General features: G+C 67.9%; 21 protein-coding genes. 6 read left to right on the top strand and 15 right to left on the bottom strand.

Translation table 11 applies throughout. From position 1 onward, the window contains the following. Positions 1–170 precede the first annotated feature (170 nt). The 5 genes from ACFVVK_RS20260 to ACFVVK_RS20240 form a co-directional block, all read right to left on the bottom strand. Positions 171–1,733 carry an LCP family protein gene (locus ACFVVK_RS20260; protein ID WP_390271244.1) on the bottom strand — a complete coding sequence of 521 codons (1,563 nt, stop codon included), beginning with the start codon at positions 1,731–1,733 and terminating at the stop codon, positions 171–173. A gap of 144 nt (positions 1,734–1,877) precedes the next feature. Then, entirely contained in the window at positions 1,878–2,837 is a 960-nt protein-coding gene (gene era / locus ACFVVK_RS20255) for a GTPase Era (RefSeq protein ID WP_390271241.1), read from the bottom strand. Next, entirely contained in the window at positions 2,821–4,152 is a 1,332-nt protein-coding gene (locus ACFVVK_RS20250) for a hemolysin family protein (protein WP_390271238.1), read from the bottom strand. Before ACFVVK_RS20250 ends, era begins: the two co-directional genes overlap by 17 nt. Further along, complete coding sequence (gene ybeY / locus ACFVVK_RS20245) at positions 4,149–4,622, bottom strand: rRNA maturation RNase YbeY (RefSeq protein WP_390271235.1); 474 nt, start codon at positions 4,620–4,622, stop codon at positions 4,149–4,151. Before ybeY ends, ACFVVK_RS20250 begins: the two co-directional genes overlap by 4 nt. Continuing rightward, entirely contained in the window at positions 4,619–5,707 is a 1,089-nt protein-coding gene (locus ACFVVK_RS20240; RefSeq protein ID WP_390271232.1) for a PhoH family protein, read from the bottom strand. The genes ybeY and ACFVVK_RS20240 overlap by 4 nt, the downstream gene beginning before the upstream one ends. Before the next feature lie 580 nt (positions 5,708–6,287). Between ACFVVK_RS20240 and ACFVVK_RS20235 the strand changes: the two genes are divergently transcribed. Beyond that, the gene (locus ACFVVK_RS20235; RefSeq protein ID WP_390271247.1) at positions 6,288–7,175 is read left to right on the top strand and encodes a GerMN domain-containing protein; all 888 of its coding nucleotides are present in this window, start codon (positions 6,288–6,290) and stop codon (positions 7,173–7,175) included. Between the two features lie 23 nt (positions 7,176–7,198). Here the strand turns inward: ACFVVK_RS20235 and ACFVVK_RS20230 are convergent, their stop codons facing one another. From ACFVVK_RS20230 to hrcA, 3 genes are all read right to left on the bottom strand, one after another. Beyond that, positions 7,199–7,981 (bottom strand): 16S rRNA (uracil(1498)-N(3))-methyltransferase, encoded by a 783-nt coding sequence (locus ACFVVK_RS20230; protein ID WP_390271229.1) that lies wholly within the window; start codon positions 7,979–7,981, stop codon positions 7,199–7,201. Between the two features lie 2 nt (positions 7,982–7,983). Beyond that, positions 7,984–9,120: a molecular chaperone DnaJ gene (gene dnaJ / locus ACFVVK_RS20225; protein ID WP_390271227.1), complete on the bottom strand. Its 1,137-nt coding sequence runs from the start codon at positions 9,118–9,120 to the stop codon at positions 7,984–7,986. A 63-nt stretch (positions 9,121–9,183) separates the two neighbouring features. Next, on the bottom strand, positions 9,184–10,197 hold the full coding sequence (gene hrcA, locus ACFVVK_RS20220; RefSeq protein ID WP_390271224.1) for a heat-inducible transcriptional repressor HrcA: 1,014 nt from the start codon (positions 10,195–10,197) through the stop codon (positions 9,184–9,186). Positions 10,198–10,429: 232 nt separating this feature from the next. Here hrcA and ACFVVK_RS20215 point away from each other — a divergent pair, with 232 nt between their 5' ends. Beyond that, positions 10,430–11,281: a DUF3097 domain-containing protein gene (locus ACFVVK_RS20215; protein ID WP_390271222.1), complete on the top strand. Its 852-nt coding sequence runs from the start codon at positions 10,430–10,432 to the stop codon at positions 11,279–11,281. 175 nt (positions 11,282–11,456) lie between these two features. Next, on the top strand, positions 11,457–11,876 hold the full coding sequence (locus ACFVVK_RS20210; protein ID WP_390271219.1) for a DUF4870 domain-containing protein: 420 nt from the start codon (positions 11,457–11,459) through the stop codon (positions 11,874–11,876). A 111-nt stretch (positions 11,877–11,987) separates the two neighbouring features. Here the strand turns inward: ACFVVK_RS20210 and hemW are convergent, their stop codons facing one another. Both hemW and lepA read right to left on the bottom strand, forming a co-directional pair. After that, positions 11,988–13,217 carry a radical SAM family heme chaperone HemW gene (hemW, locus tag ACFVVK_RS20205; RefSeq protein ID WP_390271216.1) on the bottom strand — a complete coding sequence of 410 codons (1,230 nt, stop codon included), beginning with the start codon at positions 13,215–13,217 and terminating at the stop codon, positions 11,988–11,990. 45 nt (positions 13,218–13,262) lie between these two features. Continuing rightward, complete coding sequence (gene lepA, locus ACFVVK_RS20200; RefSeq protein WP_390271213.1) at positions 13,263–15,116, bottom strand: translation elongation factor 4; 1,854 nt, start codon at positions 15,114–15,116, stop codon at positions 13,263–13,265. A 280-nt stretch (positions 15,117–15,396) separates the two neighbouring features. On the opposite strand from lepA, the gene ACFVVK_RS20195 reads away from it, so the two are divergent. Beyond that, entirely contained in the window at positions 15,397–16,062 is a 666-nt protein-coding gene (locus tag ACFVVK_RS20195; protein ID WP_390271210.1) for a type II toxin-antitoxin system PemK/MazF family toxin, read from the top strand. Positions 16,063–16,272: 210 nt separating this feature from the next. Further along, positions 16,273–16,533, top strand: coding sequence for a 30S ribosomal protein S20 (gene rpsT, locus ACFVVK_RS20190; RefSeq protein ID WP_091251700.1), 261 nt, complete (start codon positions 16,273–16,275; stop codon positions 16,531–16,533). Between the two features lie 243 nt (positions 16,534–16,776). Here the strand turns inward: rpsT and holA are convergent, their stop codons facing one another. The 3 genes from holA to ACFVVK_RS20175 are packed head-to-tail and all read right to left on the bottom strand — an operon-like array spanning position 16,777 to position 20,442. Next, entirely contained in the window at positions 16,777–17,730 is a 954-nt protein-coding gene (gene holA / locus ACFVVK_RS20185) for a DNA polymerase III subunit delta (protein ID WP_390271207.1), read from the bottom strand. Beyond that, the gene (locus tag ACFVVK_RS20180; RefSeq protein ID WP_390271204.1) at positions 17,712–19,811 is read right to left on the bottom strand and encodes a ComEC/Rec2 family competence protein; all 2,100 of its coding nucleotides are present in this window, start codon (positions 19,809–19,811) and stop codon (positions 17,712–17,714) included. Before ACFVVK_RS20180 ends, holA begins: the two co-directional genes overlap by 19 nt. A gap of 1 nt (position 19,812) precedes the next feature. Further along, a complete protein-coding gene (locus ACFVVK_RS20175) occupies positions 19,813–20,442 on the bottom strand; it encodes a ComEA family DNA-binding protein (RefSeq protein WP_390271201.1) in 630 nt (209 codons plus the stop codon). A 299-nt stretch (positions 20,443–20,741) separates the two neighbouring features. Between ACFVVK_RS20175 and ACFVVK_RS20170 the strand changes: the two genes are divergently transcribed. Beyond that, complete coding sequence (locus tag ACFVVK_RS20170) at positions 20,742–21,923, top strand: hypothetical protein (RefSeq protein WP_390271198.1); 1,182 nt, start codon at positions 20,742–20,744, stop codon at positions 21,921–21,923. A gap of 20 nt (positions 21,924–21,943) precedes the next feature. On the opposite strand, the gene ACFVVK_RS20165 is transcribed toward ACFVVK_RS20170, so the two are convergent. Continuing rightward, complete coding sequence (locus ACFVVK_RS20165; protein ID WP_390271195.1) at positions 21,944–22,129, bottom strand: hypothetical protein; 186 nt, start codon at positions 22,127–22,129, stop codon at positions 21,944–21,946. Positions 22,130–22,222: 93 nt separating this feature from the next. After that, on the bottom strand, positions 22,223–23,266 hold the full coding sequence (locus ACFVVK_RS20160) for a DegV family protein (RefSeq protein WP_390271192.1): 1,044 nt from the start codon (positions 23,264–23,266) through the stop codon (positions 22,223–22,225). Between the last annotated feature and the right edge of the window lie 224 nt (positions 23,267–23,490).

The raw sequence follows: 23,490 nt of genomic DNA, 5'->3' as shown, positions 1-23,490 counted from the left end.
ACGCAAAACGCTCGGCTGGAAAACTCCAGCCGAGCGTCTGCGTGATTTACTACTAACCACCTAACCAACAGGTGTTGCAACGACCCCTAGAAACCAAGTTTCCCCGGGCCGGCCCTTCGTTTGTCGCACCAGTCGCCTCCTGGCGGATGACCAGGGGGCAATCAGTTTGGCTAGCCGGTGATCAGCTCCGGGTTCGCCTTCTGGCAGACCGTGTCGCCTGCTGTCTGGTTGACGATGTCGGCGGGCAGCTGCGGGGTGGGAGTGGCTGTGGGCGCTCCGTTGGCGAAGTCGCTGCCCAGGTAGACCTGGACTCCGGCGACCCCGTCGGCGGGGAGCACCCTGTCGGCGGCCACCCCAAGCTGGGCGGCCACGTCCGCCGCGACCGCGGCGTAACCTGCACCGTAGTAGACAGCCGTCGTCGCGACGGGGTCTGCCGCCAGCTTGCTCACATGGGTGAAGCCCTTGGCCGTGAGCGCCTGCATGATCTCCTGCGCCCGGGCCGGCGCACCGGAGCCGTTGGCCACGGCGACCGGCTGAAGTGCCTTGTCGTAGGCCGGTGAGGTGGCGCTGGGGCTTGGCGTGGCGCTGGCAGCGGCAGTAGCGGTCGGCTTCGCCGTCGGATCCGTCAGGTCAACGTCGTTGCGCATGGCGGCGAAGAGCTGGGAAGCCTTTGGCTCGGCCAGCTGCAGCCGGTTGATGTCAGAGGTGGCCGGCTCGGTCGGGGTGGCCACGAACGCCACCTTGCCGACGTCGATGTTCTTGAGCCGGTTGGCGACAGTCAGCAGCGTCGGGACCGAGGCCAGTCCCTCGTCAATGGTCAGGTTCTTCGTGATCGCGTCCGCGATGCCCAGCATCCGGGCCGGGTTGGTGAGGGTGCCGTCGTCCTTGATTTTCCGGGTCAGGGAGGACAGGAAGCCCTGCTGGGCCTTGATCCGGCCGAGGTCGCCGCCGTCACCGAAGGCGTGCCGCGTGCGGACGAACGCGAGTGCCTGTTCGCCCTGGACGCTGGAGGTGCCCTTGGGCAGGCGCAGCTTCGAGTCGGGGTCGTACACGGCGTCGCTGACGCACACGCTCACGCCGCCGACTGCGTTGGAGAGCTCCTTGACGGCGTTGAAGTCGGCCATCATGAAGTGGTCGATCTCCAGGCCGGTGAGCTTGTTGACGGTGTCCACCGCGCAGCCGATGCCGGCCTCGGACATCGCCGAGTTGATCATGACGCCGGTCTGCGCCGGGTAGACCTTGTTGGTCTTCGGATCCGTGCACTGCGGGATGTCCACCAGAAGGTCGCGCGGGAAGCTGACGACGTTGACGCGCTTGTTGTCCGCGGAGATGTCCATCAGCATCATCACGTCGGAGTGGCCGTAGCCGGTGGAGTCATCGCTGCTGCCGTACTGCGAATTTTTTCCGTCCCGTGTGTCCGAACCCAGAATCAGGATCTGCATGCGGTCCGAGGAGTCGTTCACGCCGGTATCGGTCTTGGTGCTCCCGGCGCTGAGCGGGGCCTTGGTGAGGTTGCCTTGGAGCCGGATTGCCCAGTAGGCGCCGAAGGCGATCACGCCAACCAGGAGTACCGCGATGATGCCCGTCCCGACTTTCAGCCAGGTGGGGGTGCGCCGGGCGACTCCGAGGTGCCGGGCGGCGCCGACGGCGGCGCTGTCCGCGTGCCGGGCAGCGGCGTGTGACCGCGCAGCCGGGGCGGTTCCGCCGGCGCGGTTGTCACGGGGTCGAGCCACTAGTTGAGCCTTCCTTCACGATCGGGCAGTCTCGCCATTTTAGTGCCCAATTCTGTGAAAACGCCGACTGGACTCCCCGCACGGGACGAAGTGGAGCGGCTGAATCTCCCGAAGCCGGTGGAAATGCCTGAGGAAAGGGCCGGCTTAGAATCCGAGTTTGACGAGCTGCTTCGGATCGCGCTGCCAGTCCTTGGCCACCTTGACGTGCAGGTCGAGGTAGATGCGGGCGCCGAGCAGCGCTTCAATGCCCTTGCGCGCGTTCGTCCCGACCTCGCGGAGCCGGGCACCGCCCTTGCCGATGATGATGGCCTTCTGGGACGGGCGTTCCACGTACAGGTTGACGCGGACGTCGAGGAACGGCCGGTCCTCGGGCCGGCCCTCACGCGGGACGATCTCGTCGACGACGACGGCCAGGGAGTGCGGCAACTCGTCGCGGACGCCTTCGAGCGCGGCTTCCCGGATCAGCTCGGCGATCATCACCGCCTCCGGTTCGTCCGTCAGGTGGCCGTCCGGATACAGCGGCGGGGACGAGGGCATGTGGCTGATCAGGACGTCGGCCACCGTTTCGACCTGGAAGCCGTCGGTGGCGGAGACCGGGACGATATCCTTCCAGCCGTCCTCGCCGAGCACCTCCCGGCCCAAGGCGGCGACCGCGAGCAGCTGCTCCGTGAGGGCCTGGCGATCCACGGTGTCGGCCTTGGTGACGATCGCGACGACCGGCTTGTTGCCGACGGCGGCGAGCTGGGCGGCGATGAACTTGTCGCCCGGGCCGATCTTCTCGTTGGCCGGGAGGCAGAACCCGATCGCGTCGACCTCGGCGAGGGTGTCCGCCACGAGTTCGTTCAGCCGCTTGCCCAGAAGGGTGCGCGGCCGGTGCAGGCCAGGGGTGTCCACGAGGACCAGCTGGGCGTCGTCCCGGTGCACGATGCCCCTGATGGTGTGGCGCGTGGTCTGCGGCTTGGCCGAGGTGATGGCGACCTTTTGGCCGACCAGCGCGTTGGTGAGGGTGGACTTGCCCGCATTGGGCCGCCCGACAAGCACCGAGAAACCGGCGCGGTAGCCGCCGTTGGCTGCGTCGCCGTCGGACTTATTCTGCTTGCTCACGTAGGACTCCCTGTTGGATTGGTGCGGCCTCGTCGAGAAGGTCTTCAAGGTCAGTTTCTTCTTTTCCAACGGCAGCCGCAATGATGTGGCTGACGCGGTTCCGGCGGCCCTCCAGCCGGTCGGCGCGAAGGGTCAAGCCGTGGACCTGGACGGCGCTGCCGACTATCGGCACCCGCCCGAGGGCCTTGGCCAGGAGGCCGCCCACCGTGTCCACTTCGTCGTCGTCGAGCTCGAGGTCGAAGAGCTCGCCGAGGTCGTCGATGCTCATGCGGGCGCTGACGCGGTAGCTTCCGTCGCCAAGCGCCACGGCTTCGGCGCTCTCGGTGTCGTATTCGTCCACGATCTCGCCGACGATCTCTTCGATGAGGTCCTCCAGCGTGACCAGTCCGGCCGTTCCGCCGTATTCATCGATGACGATCGCCACGTGCGTGGATTCCTTTTGCAGTTCTCGCAGCAGGTCACTAACGGGTTTCGAGTCCGGCACGTAGCGGACCTCGCGGGCGAGTTCGTCCACGGCCGGGGGCTCCTCATCCGGGCCGAGGTTGTGGAGCACGGCGGCGACGTCCTTGAGGTAGACAATGCCTAGGATCTGGTCGGCGTTTTCGCCGATGATCGGGATGCGTGAGTACCCGGAGCGCAGGAACAGCGACATGGCGCGCCGCAGGCTGGATCCCGAGTCGATAGTGAGGATGTCGGTCCGCGGGACCATGACGGAGCGAACCAGGGTGTCACCGAAATCGAAGACCGACTGGATCAGCTCGGCCTCGTTGTCCTCGATCACATCGGACTCCGTGGCGCGCTCCACGAGGTCGCGGAATTCCTCCTCGCTGAAGAACGCCTCGTTGTCGGCCGGCGCTCCCGGGGCGACGGCGCTGCCCAGCCGCACCAGCCAGCCCGGGATCGGCCCAAGCACGGCGTAGAGGGACCGGACGAGGGGGGCGCTGAACCGCACCAGGGCGGCGGAGTGCACGCGGCCGAGCTGCCGCGGGGAAACCCCGACGATCACGAACCCGACCACCGCCATGATGCCTGTGGCGGCCAAGCCGGCGAGCCAGACGTTGTCCAGCATGCTGTGCAGGAGGACGGTGACGGCGACCGCGGCGGCCATCTCGAACCAGACCCGCCAGAACCGGAGCGCGCGCATGTGCGGCCCGGGCTGCGCCAGGATCCGTTTGAGCGAAGTGCCCCGGCTGTGCAGGACCGCCTGTTCGGCGTCGTGCCGGGGCAGGAAGTTGAAGGCCGCTTCGGCAGCGGTCAACACGGCGGCAAAGCTAAGGAACACCAGCGCCATGCCGGCAAGGATCAGTGGGGTCACTGAATCGTCTCTGACGGGGCCGCTTTGCCGGTGAACGCCGAGAGCAGTTCGCGCTGCAGCCCGAACATCTCTTCCTTCTCTTCCGGCTCGGCGTGGTCATAACCGAGCAAGTGCAAGATGCCGTGCGTGGTGAGCAGCAGCATCTCATCCTGGGTGGTGTGGCCGGCGTTGCGGGCCTGGACCTCCGCCACCTGGGGGCAGATGGCGATATCGCCGAGCATGCCCTGCGGAGTGGGCTTGTCCGGGGTGCCCGGGGTGAGTTCGTCCATGGGCACGGAGAGCACGTCGGTGGACCCGGGCTCGTCCATCAGTTCGATGTGGAGCTTTTCCATGGCCGGCTCGTCTACCAGCAGGATGGACAGCTCCGCCTGCGGGTGGATGTAGAGCTGTTCGAAGATGAATCGCGACAGCGCCACGAGCTCGGACTCGTCAACCGCCACGCCGGATTCGTTGTTGACCTCAATGCTCATGCGCGTTCCCCCCGGCCTTCCCGGGCAACGGAGTGCTTGACCCGGCTTCTCTGCACGTCGTCCCAAATGCTGTAGGCATTGACGATGTCCCCCACCAGGCGGTGCCGGACGACGTCGGAGGAGTCCAGTACCGAGAAGTTGACATCCTCGATGCCCTGCAGGATCTCCTCGACGATCCTCAGCCCCGAACGGGTGCCGAAGGGAAGGTCCACCTGGGTGATGTCACCGGTGACCACCATCTTGGAGCCGAAGCCCAGGCGGGTCAGGAACATCTTCATCTGTTCCGGCGTGGTGTTCTGGGCCTCATCGAGGATGATGAACGCGTCGTTGAGCGTCCGGCCGCGCATGTAGGCCAGCGGTGCCACCTCGATGGTGCCGGCGGCCATCAGCCGCGGAATCGACTCGGGGTCCATCATGTCGTGCAGGGCGTCATACAGCGGCCGCAGGTAGGGGTCGATCTTGTCGCTCAGCGTGCCGGGCAGGAAGCCGAGCCGCTCCCCCGCCTCGACGGCGGGACGGGTCAGGATGATGCGGCTGACTTCCTTTTGCTGCAGGGCCTGGACGGCCTTGGCCATCGCCAGGTAGGTCTTGCCGGTACCGGCCGGCCCGATCCCGAAGATCACGGTGTTGGCGTCGATCGCGTCCACATAGTTCTTTTGGTTCAGCGTCTTGGGCCGGATGGTCTTTCCCCGGGTGGAGAGGATGTTGGTGGTCAGCACTTCCACGGGGTTCTGCAGCGACTGGCTGCGGAGCAGGGACACGAGCTGCTGCAGGACGGCCGGGGTGATCACAGTCCCCCGGGCCACCAGCCCGCGGACCTCGTTGAGCAGGCGCATGATGCGCGGCACGTCGGCCGCAGGGCCGCTGATCGCGAGCTCGTTTCCGCGGACGTGGAAATCGACGGCAGGGAACTGGTTTTCGATGAACCGGAGGGCTTCGTCATGGCTGCCCAAAGACTGAACCATCTGCTCTGAGTCGTCGAACAAGACCACCTCCGTCCGCAGCCCTGGTAGGGAGTGGGGGAATTCCCCTGCGGTGCGCTCTCCGGCGCTGAACCGGGCCTTGCCGTTCGCTGCTTCAGTCATGGTGTTGGCCCGCGGGCCTCTGGTCCCCTCCAGTTTAAATACGGTCTGTCGCCGGGATCCCTCACCGACGGCGGTTCGCACCGTCCGCGGCCGGGGTCGCCGGGTCCTTCTATCTTACGCCAGCCCAGCGCGCCCGGCAGATCGCCGCCGGCCGCAGGACCGCCTGTTCTCCGCGCCGGTCAGTGACGCGCCGGTCGGTGACCTGCCGTCCCGAGGTCGGCATGAACCTGACACTGAACGCCGCCCGCGTGTCCACCCAGACCGGCAGGAAACGCCGACACAATGTATCAACTTTGCATCGGCCTCATATCGTTCCCGTTGCAGTTCCGCCAGGCCGGCCCCAATCCCCGATGTGGCGCCGCACAGGTATGCAATGCTGGAATTCGGGTGCTCCAATGTCGCCGGCCCGGCCACCCGGCCGGTGAAGGACGGGCTGCCCACGGCGGTCACGGACCGCCGCAAGCCCAACAAGCGAAACAGCCGCCAAACGCGGCGCGGTACACGAAGGGACAGCATCATCAGGCAGCGTGAGGTTCAACAGTCGGCAACGCGGCGGCTCCGCCGCGCCGCGCTGGTGCTCATGTTGCCGGCCACGCTGGTCCTCTCCGGCTGCGTGGCGACGCAACAGGACGGCATAACGAACTCCAGCAGCCCCTCCGATCTCATTCCGGCACCGGCGTCGGGCGCTCCCACCACCAGCGCGCCCCTGGAAACGGCACAGGCCGCTAACAAGGCTCCGGTGTACTGGATCGGCCGGAGCAACGACAACGTTTTCCTCTACCGCGAGTTCCGTGATGTTCCGGAGCAGGACAACCCGGTCACCCTTGCACTGCGCGTGATGATGTCCCAGAAGCCGCTTGACCCGGACTTCTTCACGCCCTGGCAAAACCCGAAGAAGCTGGCAACGTCGATTTCCGGCAAGAACGTGATCACGGTGGACGTCTCGAATGACGCCTTCAACAGCAATCTGGACGCGGCCATGGCCGAGCGTGCCATCCAGCAGCTCGTTTACACCGCGACGGCGGCCGCCGCCAGCACAGGGCTGATCGATGCCGGCCAGCAGGTCCAGGTAGTGGTGCTGGTCGACGGGCACACGGACTACGTCGCCTTCGACCATGTCCGCCTGGGCGCGCCGACGTCGCGCAGCGCCGGAATGGTTGCCCCCGTGTGGATCATTGATCCGCAAGAAGGAACGTCAATGGCTGACGGCGCGGTGAAGATCAGCGGCCGGAGCACCGTCCCGGGCGCGAAACTTCGCTGGGAGGTCCTCAAGGTCGATGCGGATAACGCCAAGACCGCCTATCTCACCGGCAGCGCCACGGCCTCGGCCGACGCCGCGAAGTACGGGCTGTTCACACTGTCCGTCAACCTCGGCCCGGGCCGCTACGAGGTCCGTGTGTCCCAGGTGGACCGGACCGACAGCAACAAGGAACTCTACGTCGATACCCGCGGCTTCACTGTTAACTGAGCCGGAAGCAACGGAGCCTCAGCTCACCAGCGTCCGAGGATGTCGCTGGCCAGCACGGTGGCGGCTGGGCCCGCGGTGGACGAGCGCAGCACGTGGTGTCCCAGCAGGGCGGTGACCGCGCCCGCGTCGCACAGCCGGGTCACCTCCCGCGGGCTGATTCCGCCTTCCGGCCCGACGATCAGCAGAATTTCCACGGCTCCGCCGGCGCCGGGCGTACTGCTGTTCAGACCGTCCAGCCAGGTCTCGAGGACCTGCCGCAGGGGCCGGACAGCGTCTTCGTGGAGGATGACCGCGAGGTCTGCGGCCGCCACGGCCGCCTGCAGCCCGGCGCCGTCAACGGCGGCACGGACCTCCGGAATCCACGCCCGGCGCGCCTGCTTGGCGGCAGCTGTCACCACGGCCTGCCATTTGGCGTGGGCCTTCGCGGCCCGCTCGGCCTTCCACCGCACAATGGATCGCTCGGCCTGCCAGGGAATGACGGCGTCAATGCCGAGCTCGGTGGCCGTTTCGGCCGCGAGTTCGTCGCGGTCGCCCTTGGCGAGGGCCTGGACGAGCACCAAGCCGATCCCCGGCCGCGGCTCTTCCGCGATGTCCAGGCACTCGACGGTCAGTTCGCCGGGCGCGACGGCGGCGACGGTGCCGGTCAGGCGCTTGCCGGCGCCGTCGGCGATGTCCACAGCTTCCCCGACGGCCAGACGCTTGACGGTGACGGCGTGGCGCGCCTCTGCACCGTCGAGGACAAAGACGGAACCGGGGACCTGCTGGTCCAGCGTTCCTGGGGCGGTAAAGAAGACCGGGTTACTCACCGTTAGAGGCTACCGAGCCGTTCCCGCAGTTTGGCGAAAACTCCGCCGCCTGCCGCGAGCTTTCCAGGATGGTTGTGTTCACCCCGCAGCTTGGCAAGCTGACGGAGCAACTCTTCCTGGGCGGCATCGAGCTTCTCCGGCGTTTCCACCTGCAGGTGGACCTTCAGATCGCCGCGGCCGTAACCGCGAAGGTGGGTGACGCCCAGGCCGCGCAGCGTGATGACCTCGCCCGGCTGGGTGCCGGGCTTGACGTCGATCTCCTTCTGCCCGTCAAAGGTCTCGAGGCTCATTTCGGCGCCCAGGGCCGCCGACGTCATGGGGATGTTGAGGGTTGCGTGGAGGTCATCGCCGTCGCGAACAAAGGTCGCGTCACTGTTCACCCGGATCTCGACGTACAGGTCGCCGGACGGACCGCCCGCGGGTCCTGCTTCGCCCTGGCCGGACAGCTGGATGCGGGTGCCGGTGGCGACGCCGGCGGGGACCTTGACGGTCAGGGACCGGCGGCTGCGGATCCGGCCCTGGCCGCTGCATTCGTTGCAGGGATCCTTGATGACGGTGCCGAAACCTTCGCAGGACCCGCAGGGGGCGGAGGTCATGACCTGGCCCAGGATGGACCGCACGGCCCGCTGGACCTGGCCGCTGCCGCCGCAGATGTCGCAGCGGACGGGGTGGCTGCCCTCGCGGCAGCAGGAACCCTCACACGTGGGGCAGACGACGGCGGTGTCCACCTCGAGCTTCTTGTTGACCCCGAACACGGCGTCGCGCAGGTCGATCCGCACGCTGATGAGCGCGTCCTGGCCGCGGCGGATCCGGGACGCCGGACCGCCCGGGCCGCCGCCGGCGCCGCCGCCGAAGAAGGTCTCGAAGATGTCCTGGAAGGCGAAGCCCTGGCCAGCGTAGCTGCCGCCGCCGAAGCCGTTGTCGGTGCCGTTCTCGTTGCCCGTGGTGTCATAGACCCGGCGCTTCTGCGGATCGGAGAGGACCTCGTAGGCGTGGGTGACGGCCTTGAAGCGGTCCGCGGCGTCCTCCCCCGGGTTCACGTCCGGGTGCAGGGTGCGGGCCAGTTTCCGGTAGGCCTTCTTGATCTCCTCCCCGGATGCGTCGCGGGAGACTCCAAGAACGTCGTAGTGGGTGCTCAAAGTGTGTATCTCTTCCTTTTCGTATTGCCTGTGGGCAAGAAGTCGCGTCTTGTCCCGGGTCCGTCAGGGGCCCAGGATCCTCGAAAGATAGCGGGCCACCGCGCGCACGGCGGCCATAGTGGTCGGATAGTCCATCCGGGTGGGGCCCAGTACGCCGACCTTAGCCGTGGCGTCAGGCCCGTAGGCCGTGGCCACCACCGACGCCTCGGCAAGACCGTCGTAGGGGTTTTCGCGGCCGATGCTGACCGTGACGCCGCGCGGGTCGGCCGCCATCTCGCTCAGGAGACGGAGCATGACGACCTGTTCCTCGAGCGCCTCCAGCACGGGCCCGATGCTGAGCGGGAAGTCCAGATTGGAGCGGGCCAGGTTGGCGGTGCCGGCCATGACCATGCGCTCTTCGCGGCTGCTCGTGGCCAGGGCCTCCAGGCCCCTGGCAAGGGCCTGGGCTGCTCCGCGGTGCGCCGGCGAGCCGCCTGCCACGACGGCGGGCAGCAGTTGCGGCATCAGGCTCAGCGGGGTTCCGGACAGGCCGGCCAGGAACCGGGTGCGCAGTTCCGCCACCGCGTCGTCGGGAACGTCCTGCCCGACGTCGATCACGCGCTGCTCCACCTTGCCGGTATCCGCAATCAGGACCGCCAGCACCTTCCGGGGCGCCAGGAGCACGAATTCTATGTGCCGCACCTTGGCGCGGCTCAGCAGCGGATACTGCACGACGGCGACCTGGTTGGTCAGCTGGGCGAGGAGCCGCACGGTCCGGTCGAGGACGTCGTCGAGGTCCTCGGATCCTTCCAGCAGCGCCTGAATGGCCCGGCGCTCGGCCGGGGACAACGGCTTGACGGCGGAGATCTGGTCGACGAAGAGCCGGTAGCCCTTGTCAGTGGGGATCCGGCCGGCACTCGTGTGCGGTGCCGTGATGAGCCCCTCGTCCTCCAGCGCAGCCATGTCGTTGCGGATCGTGGCACTGGAGACGCCAAGATGGTGCCGTTCCACGAGCGCTTTGGAACCGACGGGCTCGCGGGAATGGACGTAGTCCTCCACGATGGCGCGCAGCACTTCGAGTTTGCGCGGTTCGCTCACGCTCCACCTCCAATCGACTCTCCCGCAGCCGGTGCCGCGCCGTCCGGTTCGCGTCCCCCAGCGGTGCCAGGGCGGTCCGCGGCCGGACAGGGGTTAGCACTCGACATGCCTAAGTGCTAACCAGTCTAATATGAGTCGCCGCGTTGTTAGCATTGGATTCGCTCCAGGCGTGGCCCGCGGGAGTGTTTCACTGACCGCCGTACGTTCCGACTGCAAAAGTAAGCGTGTAGAGATGTCGTATCAAAACTGGGGACCGCAGGACCTGTCCGCCCCCGCCAAGACGCAGTTGCCCGAAGTGCCGGTGGAACGCGGGATGGTCCTCGAGGAGGTCCAGTCCGGCTGGGTGGGCGCCGTGACCCGCGTGGAAAAGTCGGGCGGCATGCACGTGGTGGCGCTGGAGGACCGGCGGGGCAAGTCGCGGTCCTTCCGCCTCGGTTTCGGCTTCCTCTTGGAGGGACAGCCGATCCGGCTGATGCCACCGGCCCCGAGGCAGGCAGCGGCCGCCGCTGGTGCCGGCCGCACGGCGTCGGGCTCGGTGCGGTTGGCCGGGCAGCGCGCCCAGGTGGCCAAGGCCAGCCGGATCTGGGTGGAAGGCAAGCACGACGCCGAGCTTGTGGAGAAGGTCTGGGGTGACGACCTCCGGGTGGAGGGCATCGTGGTCGAACCCCTGCACGGCATTGACGACCTCGCAGGCGCCGTGGCCGAGTTCCGGCCGGGCCCTGGGCGCCGCCTTGGCGTGCTCGTTGACCACCTCGTGCCGAATTCCAAGGAATCGCGGATCGCCGAGGCCGTGATGGCCTCGCCTGGTGCTGCCGGCAACGTCCTGATCGTGGGCCACCCCTACGTGGACGTGTGGCAGGCCATCCGCCCGGCCGTCCTGGGAATTGAGCGCTGGCCGGTGGTCCCCCGCGGCGTCGACTGGAAGACCGGCATCCTGACGGCCTTCGGGTGGCCTCACACCACGAAGGAGGACATTGGCCTCGGCTGGCAAAAACTCCTGGGCGCTGTCCGCAGCTACGCCGATCTGGAGGCGTCCCTGCTCGGCCGGGTCGAGGAAGTCATTGACTTCCTCACTGTGCCCTAGTCCATGCTTCCCCCTGGTCGACACCGTGCCCAAGTCCCTTGCGGGGACGCCGCGGATGTCCACAGACGCGCCCAAGCAAGTATTCTTGATACGGCGGCCGCGCTTCCGGCGCGGACCCGCTAGTGAAGGCACAACCCCAGCAGCACCGCATCCCCGCAATCTGAAGGGCAACACCGTGGCAGATAACGCACGCGAACACACGGACAACCAGGCAGGCAACGCCCGGCCTCCGTACCATGGCGTTCCCGCGAATGCGCTGCCACTGACGGCCAGCGAGGACCGCCAGTGGGCCACGCTCGCGCACTTCGGCGGCATCCTGGGCTGCGTGCCCTCGCTGCTGATCTACCTGATCTTCAAGGACCGCGGCCCCTTCACGGCGCAGGAGTCCAAGGAAGCCCTCAACTTCACGCTGCCGCCGACTCTCGCGGCCGTGCTCGCGAACCTGCTGGTGTTCATACCCGTGGTGGGGAACCTCTTTGCTGTGCTCGCCACGGTGATTTGGATCGCGGTGACCTGCTTCTCGGTAGCGGCAGGCATCCACGTCAACCGTGGCCAGCCACACCGCTACGAGTTCAACCTGCGCTGGATCAAGTAGCCGGCCAAGTCTCTGGCATTCGGGTTTTGATTTTTAGAGCCGGCCGCCGCCCGTCAGGGTCGCGGCCGGCTCTATGGCTGTCCGGATTCGGAGGAGGAAGGGCTGTCCGCCTTAGTCCGGCAGGATCCTGCGGACGACGGCGTCGGCCAGCAGCCGGCCCTTGAGCGTGAGGACCAGTCGGCGCTGGAACGCGGCTACCGGGTCGACCAGCCCGTCGGCGATCAGACCCGCGACGGCGTGCCTGCCCGTGTCCCCCAGGCTCGGGATGTCCAGCCCCGAATTCAGGCGCGCCTCAAGCATGATGCGCTCCACGTTGCGGGTCTCGGCATCCAGCGTTTCGCGTCCGGCAGCCGGCGAGGCCCCCGAGCCGAGGCGGTTGGCGTAAGCGGTGGGGTGTTTGACGTTCCACCAACGCACGCCGCCCACGTGCGAGTGGGCGCCCGGCCCGATGCCCCACCAGTCGTCACCGCGCCAGTAGGCAAGGTTGTGCCGGCAGGCCTGTTCGGGAGTGCGGGACCAGTTGCTGACCTCGTACCACCCGAGCCCGGCGGCCGAAATCAGCTCGTCGGCGAGTTCGTACTTGGCCGCGTGGTCGTCGTCGTCGATCTCCGGCACTTCGCCGCGCCGGATCTGTGCCGCGAGCTTGGTGCCGTCCTCAACGATCAGCGCGTAGGCGCTGATGTGGTCCGGGCCGTAGGACAGCGCGGTCTCCAGCGAGTAGCGCCAGTCCTCCAGTGACTCCCCCGGCGTGCCGTAAATGAGGTCCAGGCTGACCGCCAGCCCCGCATCCCGCGCCCACCGCACCGCCTCGGGCACCCTGCTGGGCGTGTGGGTGCGGTCCAGGACCTTCAGGACATGCGGCACTGCCGACTGCATGCCGAACGAGACCCGGGTGAACCCGGCGTCTGCCAGCAGTTGCAGGGATTCCGGGGTCACCGAATCGGGATTGGCCTCGGTGGTCACCTCGGCACCCGGCACCAGCCCCCAGACGCCGACGGCGGCCGTGAGGATGCGGGCCAGGTCCTCTGCCGGGAGCAGCGTGGGCGTGCCGCCGCCGAAAAAGACCGTGCTGAGCGGGCGGGCCGGCAGCCCGGAGGCCTTCAGTGCGCCGGCGGCGAACTCCACTTCCGCGAGGGCAGTCCCGGCGTAGGCGTCCTGGGAGGCACCGCCACCGAGTTCGGTGGCGGTGTAGGTGTTGAAATCGCAGTAACCGCAGCGGACAGCGCAGAACGGGATATGCACGTACAGCCCGAAAGCCCGCTCGTCCGCGCCTTGGGCCGCCGCGGCGGGCAGAAGCCCGTCCGGCGGCGCCGGGTCGCCCAGGGGAAGAACGCTAGGCACAGGACCCGCCCCCCGTTGCTGCAGCAAAAGTCATTACCGGCACCGCTACTTCTTGGCCTTGTCCTTGGACTCGTCGGTGGTGAGGGCTGCGATGAAGGCTTCCTGCGGCACCTCGACGCGGCCCACCATCTTCATGCGCTTCTTGCCTTCCTTCTGCTTCTCGAGCAGTTTGCGCTTTCGGGTGATGTCACCGCCGTAGCACTTGGCGAGGACGTCCTTGCGGATGGCGCGGATGCTTTCGCGGGCAATGATCCTCGAGCCGATGGCGGCCTGGATCGGCACCTCGAACTGCTGCCGCGGAATGAGCTCGCGCAGTTTGCCGGTCATCATCACGCCGTAGGCGTAGGCCTTGTCCCGGTGGGTGATGGCGGAGAAGGCGTCCACCTGCTCGCCCTGGAGCATGATGTCGACCTTGACGAGGTCGGCGACCTGCTCGCCGTCGGCCTTCCAGTCCAGCGAGCCATAGCCGCGGGTCTTGGACTTGAGGATGTCGAAGAAATCGAAGACGATTTCGGCCAGCGGCAGGCGGTACCGGATTTCCACCCGGTCCTCGGAGAGGTAGTCCATGCCGCCCATGACGCCGCGACGGCTCTGGCACAGTTCCATGATCGCGCCGACAAACTCGTTCGGGGCCAGGATGGTGGCGGACACCATGGGCTCACGGACCTCGGCGACCTTGCCGGTGGGGTATTCGCTGGGGTTGGTGACGTGGACGACCTTCTTGTCCTCCAGGGTCACCTCGTACTCCACGTTGGGGGCGGTGGAGATCAGGTCCAGCTTGTACTCGCGTTCGAGGCGCTCACGGGTGATTTCCAGGTGCAAGAGGCCGAGGAAGCCCACGCGGAAGCCGAACCCCAGGGCCGCGGACGTCTCCGGCTCGTAGACGAGGGCAGCGTCGTTGAGCATCAGTTTCTCCAGGGCGTCGCGGAGCACCGGGTAGTCCGTGCCGTCGAGGGGGTACAGGCCGGAGAAGACCATCGGCTTGGCGTCGGCATAGCCGGGGAGGGAAGCGTTGGCCGGCTTGGCCAGGTTAGTGACGGTGTCGCCCACCTTCGACTGGCGGACGTCCTTCACGCCGGTGATGAGGTAACCCACTTCGCCGACCCCGAGGCCCTTGGAAGGGGTGGGCTCCGGGGAGCTGACACCAATCTCGAGCAGTTCGTGGGTGGCGCGGGTGGACATCATCTGGATGCGTTCGCGGGGGTGCAGCATGCCGTCCACCACGCGGACGTAGGTGACGACGCCGCGGTAGGTGTCGTAAACCGAGTCGAAGATCATGGCGCGCGCAGGGGCGTCCGGGTCGCCGACCGGGGCGGGAAGGTCGCGGATGATCTTGTCCAGCAGGTCCTCGACGCCGGCGCCGGTCTTACCGGACACCCGAAGCACGTCCTCGGGGTCGCCGCCGATGAGGCTGGCGAGTTCCGCCGCATACTTCTCGGGCTGGGCCGCCGGGAGGTCGATCTTGTTCAGGACCGGGATGATGGTGAGGTTGTTCTCCATGGCCAGGTAGAGGTTGGCCAGGGTCTGGGCCTCGATGCCCTGGGCCGCGTCCACGAGCAGCACCGCGCCTTCGCAGGCCGCAAGCGAACGGGAGACCTCGTAAGTGAAGTCCACGTGGCCCGGGGTGTCGATCATGTTCAGTGCGTAACTGGTGCCGTCGAGTTCCCAGGGCATGCGGACCGCCTGGGACTTGATGGTGATGCCGCGTTCGCGCTCTATGTCCATGCGGTCCAGGTACTGGGCCTTCATGTCACGGGACTGGACGACGCCGGTGTACTGGAGCATCCGGTCGGCCAGTGTCGATTTACCGTGGTCAATATGCGCAATGATGCAAAAGTTCCGGATGATGGCCGGATCTGTTGCGGCGGGCACCGGGGCGGTGCGGGCCATGGGAGACACGCAGGGTCCTTACTCTTGGCGTTCTTTGGCTTATCGACGCTTGTGTCCGGCTGGCGCTGGGCCATCCCGCGGCACGCCGCATCTTTGAACTCATAGTCTCCCACGTTCGGACCCATGCGGGTGCATTTTGTTCCGGATGCACTGGGCCCGTGCGCGCCCCTCCGGGTGGCGCGCCAGGGCCGGTGGGTCTGACGCGCCGCGACACAGCCGCGGGGAGGGCGTTACCCGGAACCAGGGAATGGCCGCGGGGCCTTCGGCCGGCTCCCGGTAATGTGTCCCCATGGCTCTGAACTTTCGCTCCATTGGCAGCGCGGTCCGCGGTGCACTCCGTTTCCTGGACAGGCTCGGCGCATCCGGGGCCGTCGAGGGACCGGCTGCTACGCCGGCTAAGAAGCCGAAAGCGGGGTCGGCTGGGAAGCCTGCGCCAAGGCCGGCCGGCAAGCGGCGGCCGGGCCAGCCAGGTGCGGGCCGGCCACATTCGCGCCAGTCCCGGGCCGGCGCCCAGGCCGGTGCCGCGGGGGGTGCCGCAGCAGCCGGACTGAGCGGGCCGTATCCGGGCGACTTCCGGGGAACTGCGTCCGTCCGTTACGCCCCCGCGCCGAACGGCCTGCCGGAGCCCGGCGAGATCGTATGGACCTGGGTGCCCTTTGAAGAAGACTATTCGCAGGGCAAGGACCGTCCGGTGCTGTTGGTCGGCACCAGTGGCCGGTATCTGCTGGGCCTGATGCTCACGAGCAAGGACCACGACGCCGACAACCGCCAGGGCGACGACTACGTGGACATCGGCACGGGCCCCTGGGACCGCCAGTGGCGGCCCAGCGAAGCAAAGCTGGACCGGATTCTGCAGATCGACGCGAAGGACATCCGGCGCGAAGGAGCGATTCTGGACGCCGGCCGCTTCAGCATCGTCGCGTCAGCCCTGCGGGAGCGCCACGGCTGGAGCTGACGGCGGAGCTGACAATCAGGAGCCGGTCAGTGCGAATCACGGCCGCACTCGTTCCTGCGGCGTCATCTCTGCTATTATTTACAGCTGTGTGTCCGTGCAGGTCGACGGCCACAGATGGTTGGTCGCCATAGGTATCCCCACGCCGCTCAGTCAATGGCCAATCTGAAAGCCCTCTAGACCATTTTCCGCATTGAAAAAGAGAGTTCACACGTGGCTAATATCAAGTCCCAGAAGAAGCGCATCCTGACCAACGAAAAGGCTCGCCTGCGCAACAACGCAGTCAAGTCGGAGCTGAAGACTGCCATCCGCGCCGTCAACACCGCCGTTGAGTCCACCGACAAGGATGCTGCATCTGCTGCTCTGGTTACTGCCAGCCGTAAGCTGGACAAGGCTGTCAGCAAGGGCGTTCTTCACAAGAACAACGCTGCAAACCGCAAGTCCGCGATCTCCAAGAAGGTCAACGCACTCTAAGGTTTTCCAGTTCACCTGAACTGATGATCGTGGCCGGCACCCCATGGGTGCCGGCCACATTCGGTTAAGCGGCCGGGTGGCTACGCCCAAACCGCCGTCCGGGGCGCACGGGCCGGGGCCGCTCACGGTCCCGGAGGAGGCGGCGGCGACGGCGACGGCGGCGGCGGCGGCGGCGACTAAGGGGCCTCGCGGGACCCGCGGCGGCACGCCGCATCCGCAGTTCCTGCCTACGTACCAGTGGCGTCAGGAACTCCGAACCGAGGTCGCAATCACCGTGACGGCGTGCTCCACGGCGTAGACGGGGTCTCGGGAGAGACCCTTGACCTGCGCGTCGGCCTCGGCGGTCACCTGGATGGAGCGGACCAGCCCTTCGGGTGTCCAGCGGCGCACTTCGCGCTGGGCCTGTTCGACGAGCCAAGGCTGCATCCCGAGCTGCTTGGCAATCTGCGCCGAGGACCCCTGCGCGCCCGCCACCTTCGCCAGGGAACGCAGCTTTGATGCCAGTGCGGCCACGATCGGCACCGGGTCCGCGCCCGTCGCAAGGGCGTGGCGGAGGGTCGAGAGGGCGAGTGGGCCGTTACCGGCCATGGCGGCGTCGGCGACCTTGAAGGCCGTGGCCTCGACCCGGCCACCATAGTACTTGTCCACCAGCGCGGCATCCACGGCCGTGGTAGCGTCCGCGATCAACTGGCTGCACGCGGCGGCGAGTTCCGCGAGCTGCGCGCCGACGGCATTGACAAGGGCGTGCACGGCTTGGGGTTCAATACGCCGTCCGGCAGCCTTGAACTCAGCCGTGACGAACGCGATCTTCTCGGCTTCTTTCTTGAGCGGCTGGCAGTCAACCACGGGCCAGCCGCCGGCCTTGATGGCGTCCAGCAGTTTTTTGCCGCGGACTCCCCCGCCGTGGCGGAGCACCAGGACCGCGTCCGGCTCCGGTGCCGCCAGGTACTTCAGGGCGTCTGCGAGGAAGGCATCGTTCATCGACTCGAGGCCATCGACCTCAATGAGCTTCTGTTCGCCGAATAGTGAAGGGCTGACGTTCATGGCCAGCGACCCCGCAGCGTAGCTGCCAGCGTTCAGCTGGGTCACCTCAACGTCGGGCGCTGCCTCACGGACCAGCCCGCGGACACGGTCCATGGCACGCGCACCCAAGTAGTCCTCGGGGCCACCGACAAGAACTACGGCGGCAGGTGCCACGTCGCGCCACGTGGCACTGTTCGTCGCCGAGGTCCTAGGCCGTTGGGTCTGGGCAGCAGCCACTCGTGTTTCCTCCCGGAAGTTAGTTTGCGGACTCTAAGCGTCCCATGCCCGAACCGGTGCTCCAAGCCGCGCCGGACCACCTGCCGGGCTCCCGACCGGGCGGCCGGCGACGGGCCCGCCAGCCCAGCCGGCTCACCCCGGCGTTCGAGGACGACAACGATCCGCGCATGTGCCGCCAGGGCCGCCTGTACTGCCGCGGCCGGATGGAGGACCAGCCACACCACTGCCAGCACAAGCGCCGAAAACAGGGCCGCCGTGGCTGCTCCGAAGCCTCCTTCCGGCCATGGCAGGGCTGCGCCGGGGAGGGACGCGAAGAAACGCGAAACCCCGGCCACCGCAGCTGCGAACGGTGCCGCAACGGCCATCAGGAGATCGGCGGCTGCGGGAAATACCGCCTGGAGGGCGGCGGCTGCGGTGCCCAGCAATGTCACGGGTGCCACGAACGCGGCAGCAATCACGTTGGCGGGCAAGGCATAGGCATTGAACTGGGGCTGCAGCAACACGATCGCCGGAGCGCAAAAGAGCTGGGCGGACAGGGGTACGGCAACGCCGGCTGCCGCCCAGCGCGGAACCGACGAGGGCGCCCAGTCCATGATCTGGCGTCCGGTGACGACGATACCGAGCGTGGCCAGCACCGAGAGCAGGAATCCGAAGCTGGTGGCCAGGACCGGCTGTCCCAGCAACAGGCCGATGATGGCGACGCACAGCAAGCTAAGGCCGCGCACTGCCCGGCCCGAGGCGACCGCGGCCAAGCCGACGCTGCCCATGAGCGCGGCCCGCAGCACGCTCGGATCCGGCCCCACCATGAGGACAAACAGCCCGAGCCCGGCAAGACTGGCCACGGCGGCTGCCGCACGCGGAAGGCGCAGCGTGCGCGCGGTGAGCAGCAGTGCCCCCAGAACCAGGCTGCAGTTAGCGCCGCTGACGGCCGTCAGGTGTGTCATCCCGACCATCTTCATGGCGCTTTCCAAGTCCGGCTTTAGAGCACTCGTGTCCCCGGTGACCATGCCTGGCAGCAGCCCCGCGGCGTCGCCGCCGAATCGTGCGGCAGCCGTGGTGAACCTCCGGCGCAGCTCACTGGGACCTTGCTGCCATGGCCCGGCGTCGCGCAGCACCGTCGGCTGGGACGAGGCCGCAAGGACACCAGCCTCGGGCTCGCCCGGAGCTGGGGGCCGGAGCCTGCCGGTGGTCCGCATCCGCTGACCCGGAACAGCGTGCTCCCACGCCCTTCCGCCCATCACCACGAATGGCGTGTCACCGGCCACCCTACGGCCGTCGTAGGCCAGCACCTTTAGCATGACCGGGATCACCCAGCGGTCCGCCAGTCCGGCGGCTCCGGGACTCCCGAGCCGCCGGGGCGCCCCGGCAACCTCCAGTTCCGCTATGACGGCGGCGCGGGCGCCCACTGCCTCAGCAACTGCCCCGTCCCGACGGGACGCCTCGACCGCTGCGTGCGCACCCGCCACGAGGGAGAGCAGCAGCGCCACGGCCAGGGTCGCGTAGACGCTCCGGTGTTTTCCCGGGCCGTGACCGGTGCCCCGTGCAACCTTCCCCTCGGCGATACTCCGCCGACCTAACGGCCAGCGTCCTGCCAGGAACAGCAGGATGCCGGCCGCCACGGCCACACCGACAGAGGGGCCGCCCAGACCCTCCGGCGGCAGCCAGTTGCCAGCAAGGGCGGTCCCCCACACAAGGAGGGCCGGCAACACCAGGCGGAGATCGGTCCGCCGGCGCTGGTCCGCCCGACGCCTGCGCACGGCCTTGCCCCGGGCGGGCTCTGAGCGCAGGCGCCTGCCCAGGCGTCCGGCGGCATCCGCCGTGAGCTGCCCTCCAAGGCGCACCCCGGAACCACGCGGCCGTTGCGCGAGGACTTCCGTTACTGCTGCGCCGGCTCCACGAACCCCGCCGGCAGCCTGCTGACCGCCGGGCTCATCTTCTGACGGGAAACCAACGGCCGCGTCGACGAACGGCTGCCAGCGGCTCCGTCCTGCGGCGGCCCGCCCCCGCACACTGGCCATGTCAGACCTCCACCAGCGGCAGGAGGGCCTCCAGCAACTTCGGACCGATGCCGTCAACCGCGTCGAGCTCCTGCACGGTCTTGAACTGCCCGTGCTGCCTGCGCCAGTCCACGATCCGCTGCGCCAGGACGGGCCCCACGCGAGGCAGGGTGCCCAGTTCCTCGACACCTGCGGTGTTGAGGTTGATCTTGGCGCCGCCTGGACCCATGCCGGTCGTGCCAGCAGCGCCGGCATCCAGCGGCGGCGTGCTTCCGGCCTCCGGGCTGGCTGCCGGATCCGGTTCGCCGCGGACCGGCACCTGGACCTTCTGGCCGTCCTCCAGCACGGCAGCAAGATTGAGCCGGTCCGGGTCCGCCGGCGCCGTGGCTCCGCCGGCCGCGGCAATGGCTTGATGAACGCGGCTCCCTGCCGGCAGTTGGACCACTCCCGGTGTGGCCACTGCGCCGGCAACGTGCACCGTGATGGTTCCCGAAGCTTCGGTGGTGCCCTCTCCTGCGGGTGTAAGGGTCGCAGCAGTTGCCTGAGAGGGCGCCTCCTCGGCGGCAGGGGGAGGCTCCCTGAGCGGGACGACTTCTGCTCCCCCGGTGCCGGCCTGCCACCAAAAGCAACCGCCCACTACCGCCGCAAGCACGCCCAGTAAGGCCGCAGCCTGTACTCCTGTCCTCGCCCGCAGCCGCGCCGACAGCGGAGCCCGTCCCGCCCTCCGTAGACCCGGCACCGGCTCCGGCAACTGCAACAGCCCCCGGTCGCGCCCAGCCGCCGAGCCCGCAGCAGTGGAATCCCCTGATTGATCCTCGTCACCTTCAAGCGTTGCCGTCAAGCGCTGCCGTGCACCCCGGACTTCCGTGGCAGCTTCTGATTGCGGGTTCCGGCGGGGCATGAAGCGACTCTAGGTAACCCTCAATCCGGCCGCTATCCAGGAGCGGCCGTATGTGGAAATACCTGCGTAATCCGCGTATTTTCGGGGCATCAAGCAAGTATTCCCTACGCTGGTGCGCACTAGGGCCCGGTGGTAACGTCTGCATCCTGGATCGCGATGACGTTTGCCGGCTGGGGGCAATCCTGATCGCCTGGAGGGGGCCAGGCTTCGAAAGCTGGTGTGCGATGAAGTGGTTGCTGGGCTCGGCCGGAGTGGTGACCCTTGGGGGTGCAATGCTGCTGCCCCCGCCCGCCCTGGCGGACGCAACGCTGGCTGCTTCAACCCAGGTGGTCAACTTCTCGCTTGACAGCAGCTTCTGCCCGCAGCATGGCCTGTACGGCATAGCGCACGTGACGGTTAATGGAACCTCCGGAATGACCGCCGACCAGAACTTTATCTGGACCACCAAAAAAGCCGCCACTTCCATCCACTCGGTTCCGCCTCGGGGCGCCGTGGCAAACGTCGCGATTCTCTACCATTGCAACGTCCAGGTGCTTTGGTGGATAGAGCCCGGCGACGCTCGCACCGTCACGGCATCCGTCTGGGTCAACGGTTCGGGCCATCAACCCGACTACACCATCAGGCCCGATCGGCCGCCCCATGCGACGACACTGCCAGCCCAGCCCGCGCAGTCAGACCCCGCGCAAGCACCGCCAGCCCAGCCCGCGCAGTCAGACCCCGCGCAAACACCGCCAGCCCAGCCAGCACAACCTGTCCCGCCGGCGCCCGAGCCAACACAACCCGTCCAGCAGCCCCCAGCACCAGCAGGGCCGGCCACCGACCCGACCCAGCCGGCGCCCGACCCGACAGATCTGACTCCTGAGCCGACGCAGCCGGCGCCCGACCCGACAGATCTGACTCCTGAGCCGACGCAGCCGGCGCCTGACCCGACGCAGCTGACTCCTGAGCCGACGCAGCCGGCGCCTGACCCGACGCAGCTGACGCCCGACCCGACGCAGCTGACGCCCGACCCGACGCAGCCTTCCACCGACCCGGTCCAGCCGACACCCGACCCGGTCCAGCCGACACCTGACCCGACGCAACTGACGCCCGACCCCACACAGCCGTCGGCTGACCCGACACAGTTGGCTCTCGACCTGACCCAGCCGGCGTCCGACCTGGCACAGCCTTCCATCGACCCGGCCCAGCCGGCTTTCGACCTGACACAGCCGATGCCGATAGCGATTTACTGAGACTCAGCGCTGGCCCAAGGTCACTGCTGGTAGGTGATGTAGGCCTCGTACTGCACTCGCCATTGGTCCTCAGCCTTGGGATCAGGCACGGTGGTGGTCAGGAACTGGACGCTGGTCACCTGGCCCTTCAGGTACTTCAGCCATTTGGTCACCTCTTCGGCAACGTCGCGATCAAACTGGGCTACGTGGTGCACCTGCATTCCCATGGCGGCCTCCGGGTACTCTGTGGCTTGGTGCAGTGACTTTACCGCCGCTGCCTCGTTCCGGCCAGAGTCCCCCGCCGCCGCGTAGTGGTTTGCCTAACCGCCTGCACCAGCAGGTGCCGCGCCGGCCTCGGGTTCGGGGCCGGAAGCGCCGGACCCCGCAGTGCCAGCACCGGGTTCACCGCCCTCCCCCACGACGACGGCCAGCACGCCAAGACCCGCGTGGGCAGCCAGGACGGCCGGAAGGGCACTGATCTGGGCCGGCGGGCTGGCAGGCAGCGCCGCGGCAAGGCGCTGGGCAAGCTCCTCGGCCTCCGCCTGGTTGCCAAAGTGATGCACGGCCAGCCGGGCCTGCCCGGCGGGCCGGGCCGAGGCATCGGCGGCAACGATTTCTTCCAGCCGCGCTATGGCTTTCGCCGCGGACCGGACTTTTTCCAGCGGGATAATGTGGCCTCCGTCAACAGCAAGGATGGGCTTGATGGAGAACATGGTCCCCCAGAGCGAAGCCGCTGCCCCAACCCGCCCGCCACGGCGCAACTGTTCCAAGCTGGGAACGTAGAAGTACACCTTGGTGCGGTCCAGCCTGGCCTGGGCGAGGGCCGTCACGTCGGCGGCGCTACTGCCCCCGGCCGCCGCGAAAACGGCATCCTGCACGCCCATCCCCTGGGCCATCCCCACCGTCCGGGAGTCGAGGACCTCTACCGGGATCCCGACCCGTTCGGCTGCCAGGCGGGCGGCGTCGGCAGTCCCCGACAGGGCACCGGAAATGTGTATGGAGACGACCGACTGGTAGCCGCGGTCGCTGGCTGTCTGGAAGGCATGTTCGAACTGCCCCGGCGAAGGACGGGACGTCTTGACGGGCTTGCCGGTGGCGAGGGCTACTGCGATCGTCTCCGCGATGTCGTCTTCACCTTCGCCATAGATCTCGGCCCCCACCATGACCGGCATCGGGACAACCGTAAGCCCGCCGTCGGCGCCGAATTCCCGCACCCAGTCCGCGGGCAGCGCTGCGGCAGAGTCCGTGACGACAGCAACCTGCCTGGCGGGCGCGGTTTCGGGGCCAGCGCCGGCTCTGGAGCCCGGCCTCAGGCGGACAAGCCGCTCGCGCAGCCATGGCCAGCCTGGCTCGCGGTCTGGCACGAGGGACCTCCTGCTGTTGGGACACATAAGCCGGCGTCGGGCGCTGCTGTCGGCAGCGCTGCAACACCGTCACACTGTCAACACTGTCACAATGCCAGCGCCGGGGGGGGGGCCGGGGGGGGGGGCCGGCGGGCCCCCCACACAGCCGGGGGGGCCGGCCGGCGGGTTAACGGGTTTGTTGGGCGACCCAAACACCAGGGGGGGGCCCCCCGCGCCGGGGCCCC

Origin of the sequence: Arthrobacter sp. NPDC058192, from assembly GCF_042883665.1 — a bacterium.
Taxonomy (GTDB): Bacteria; Actinomycetota; Actinomycetes; order Actinomycetales; family Micrococcaceae; genus Arthrobacter.
The sequence above is the reverse complement of the archived record's forward strand: the minus strand, read 5'-3'. Positions and strand labels throughout refer to the sequence as shown.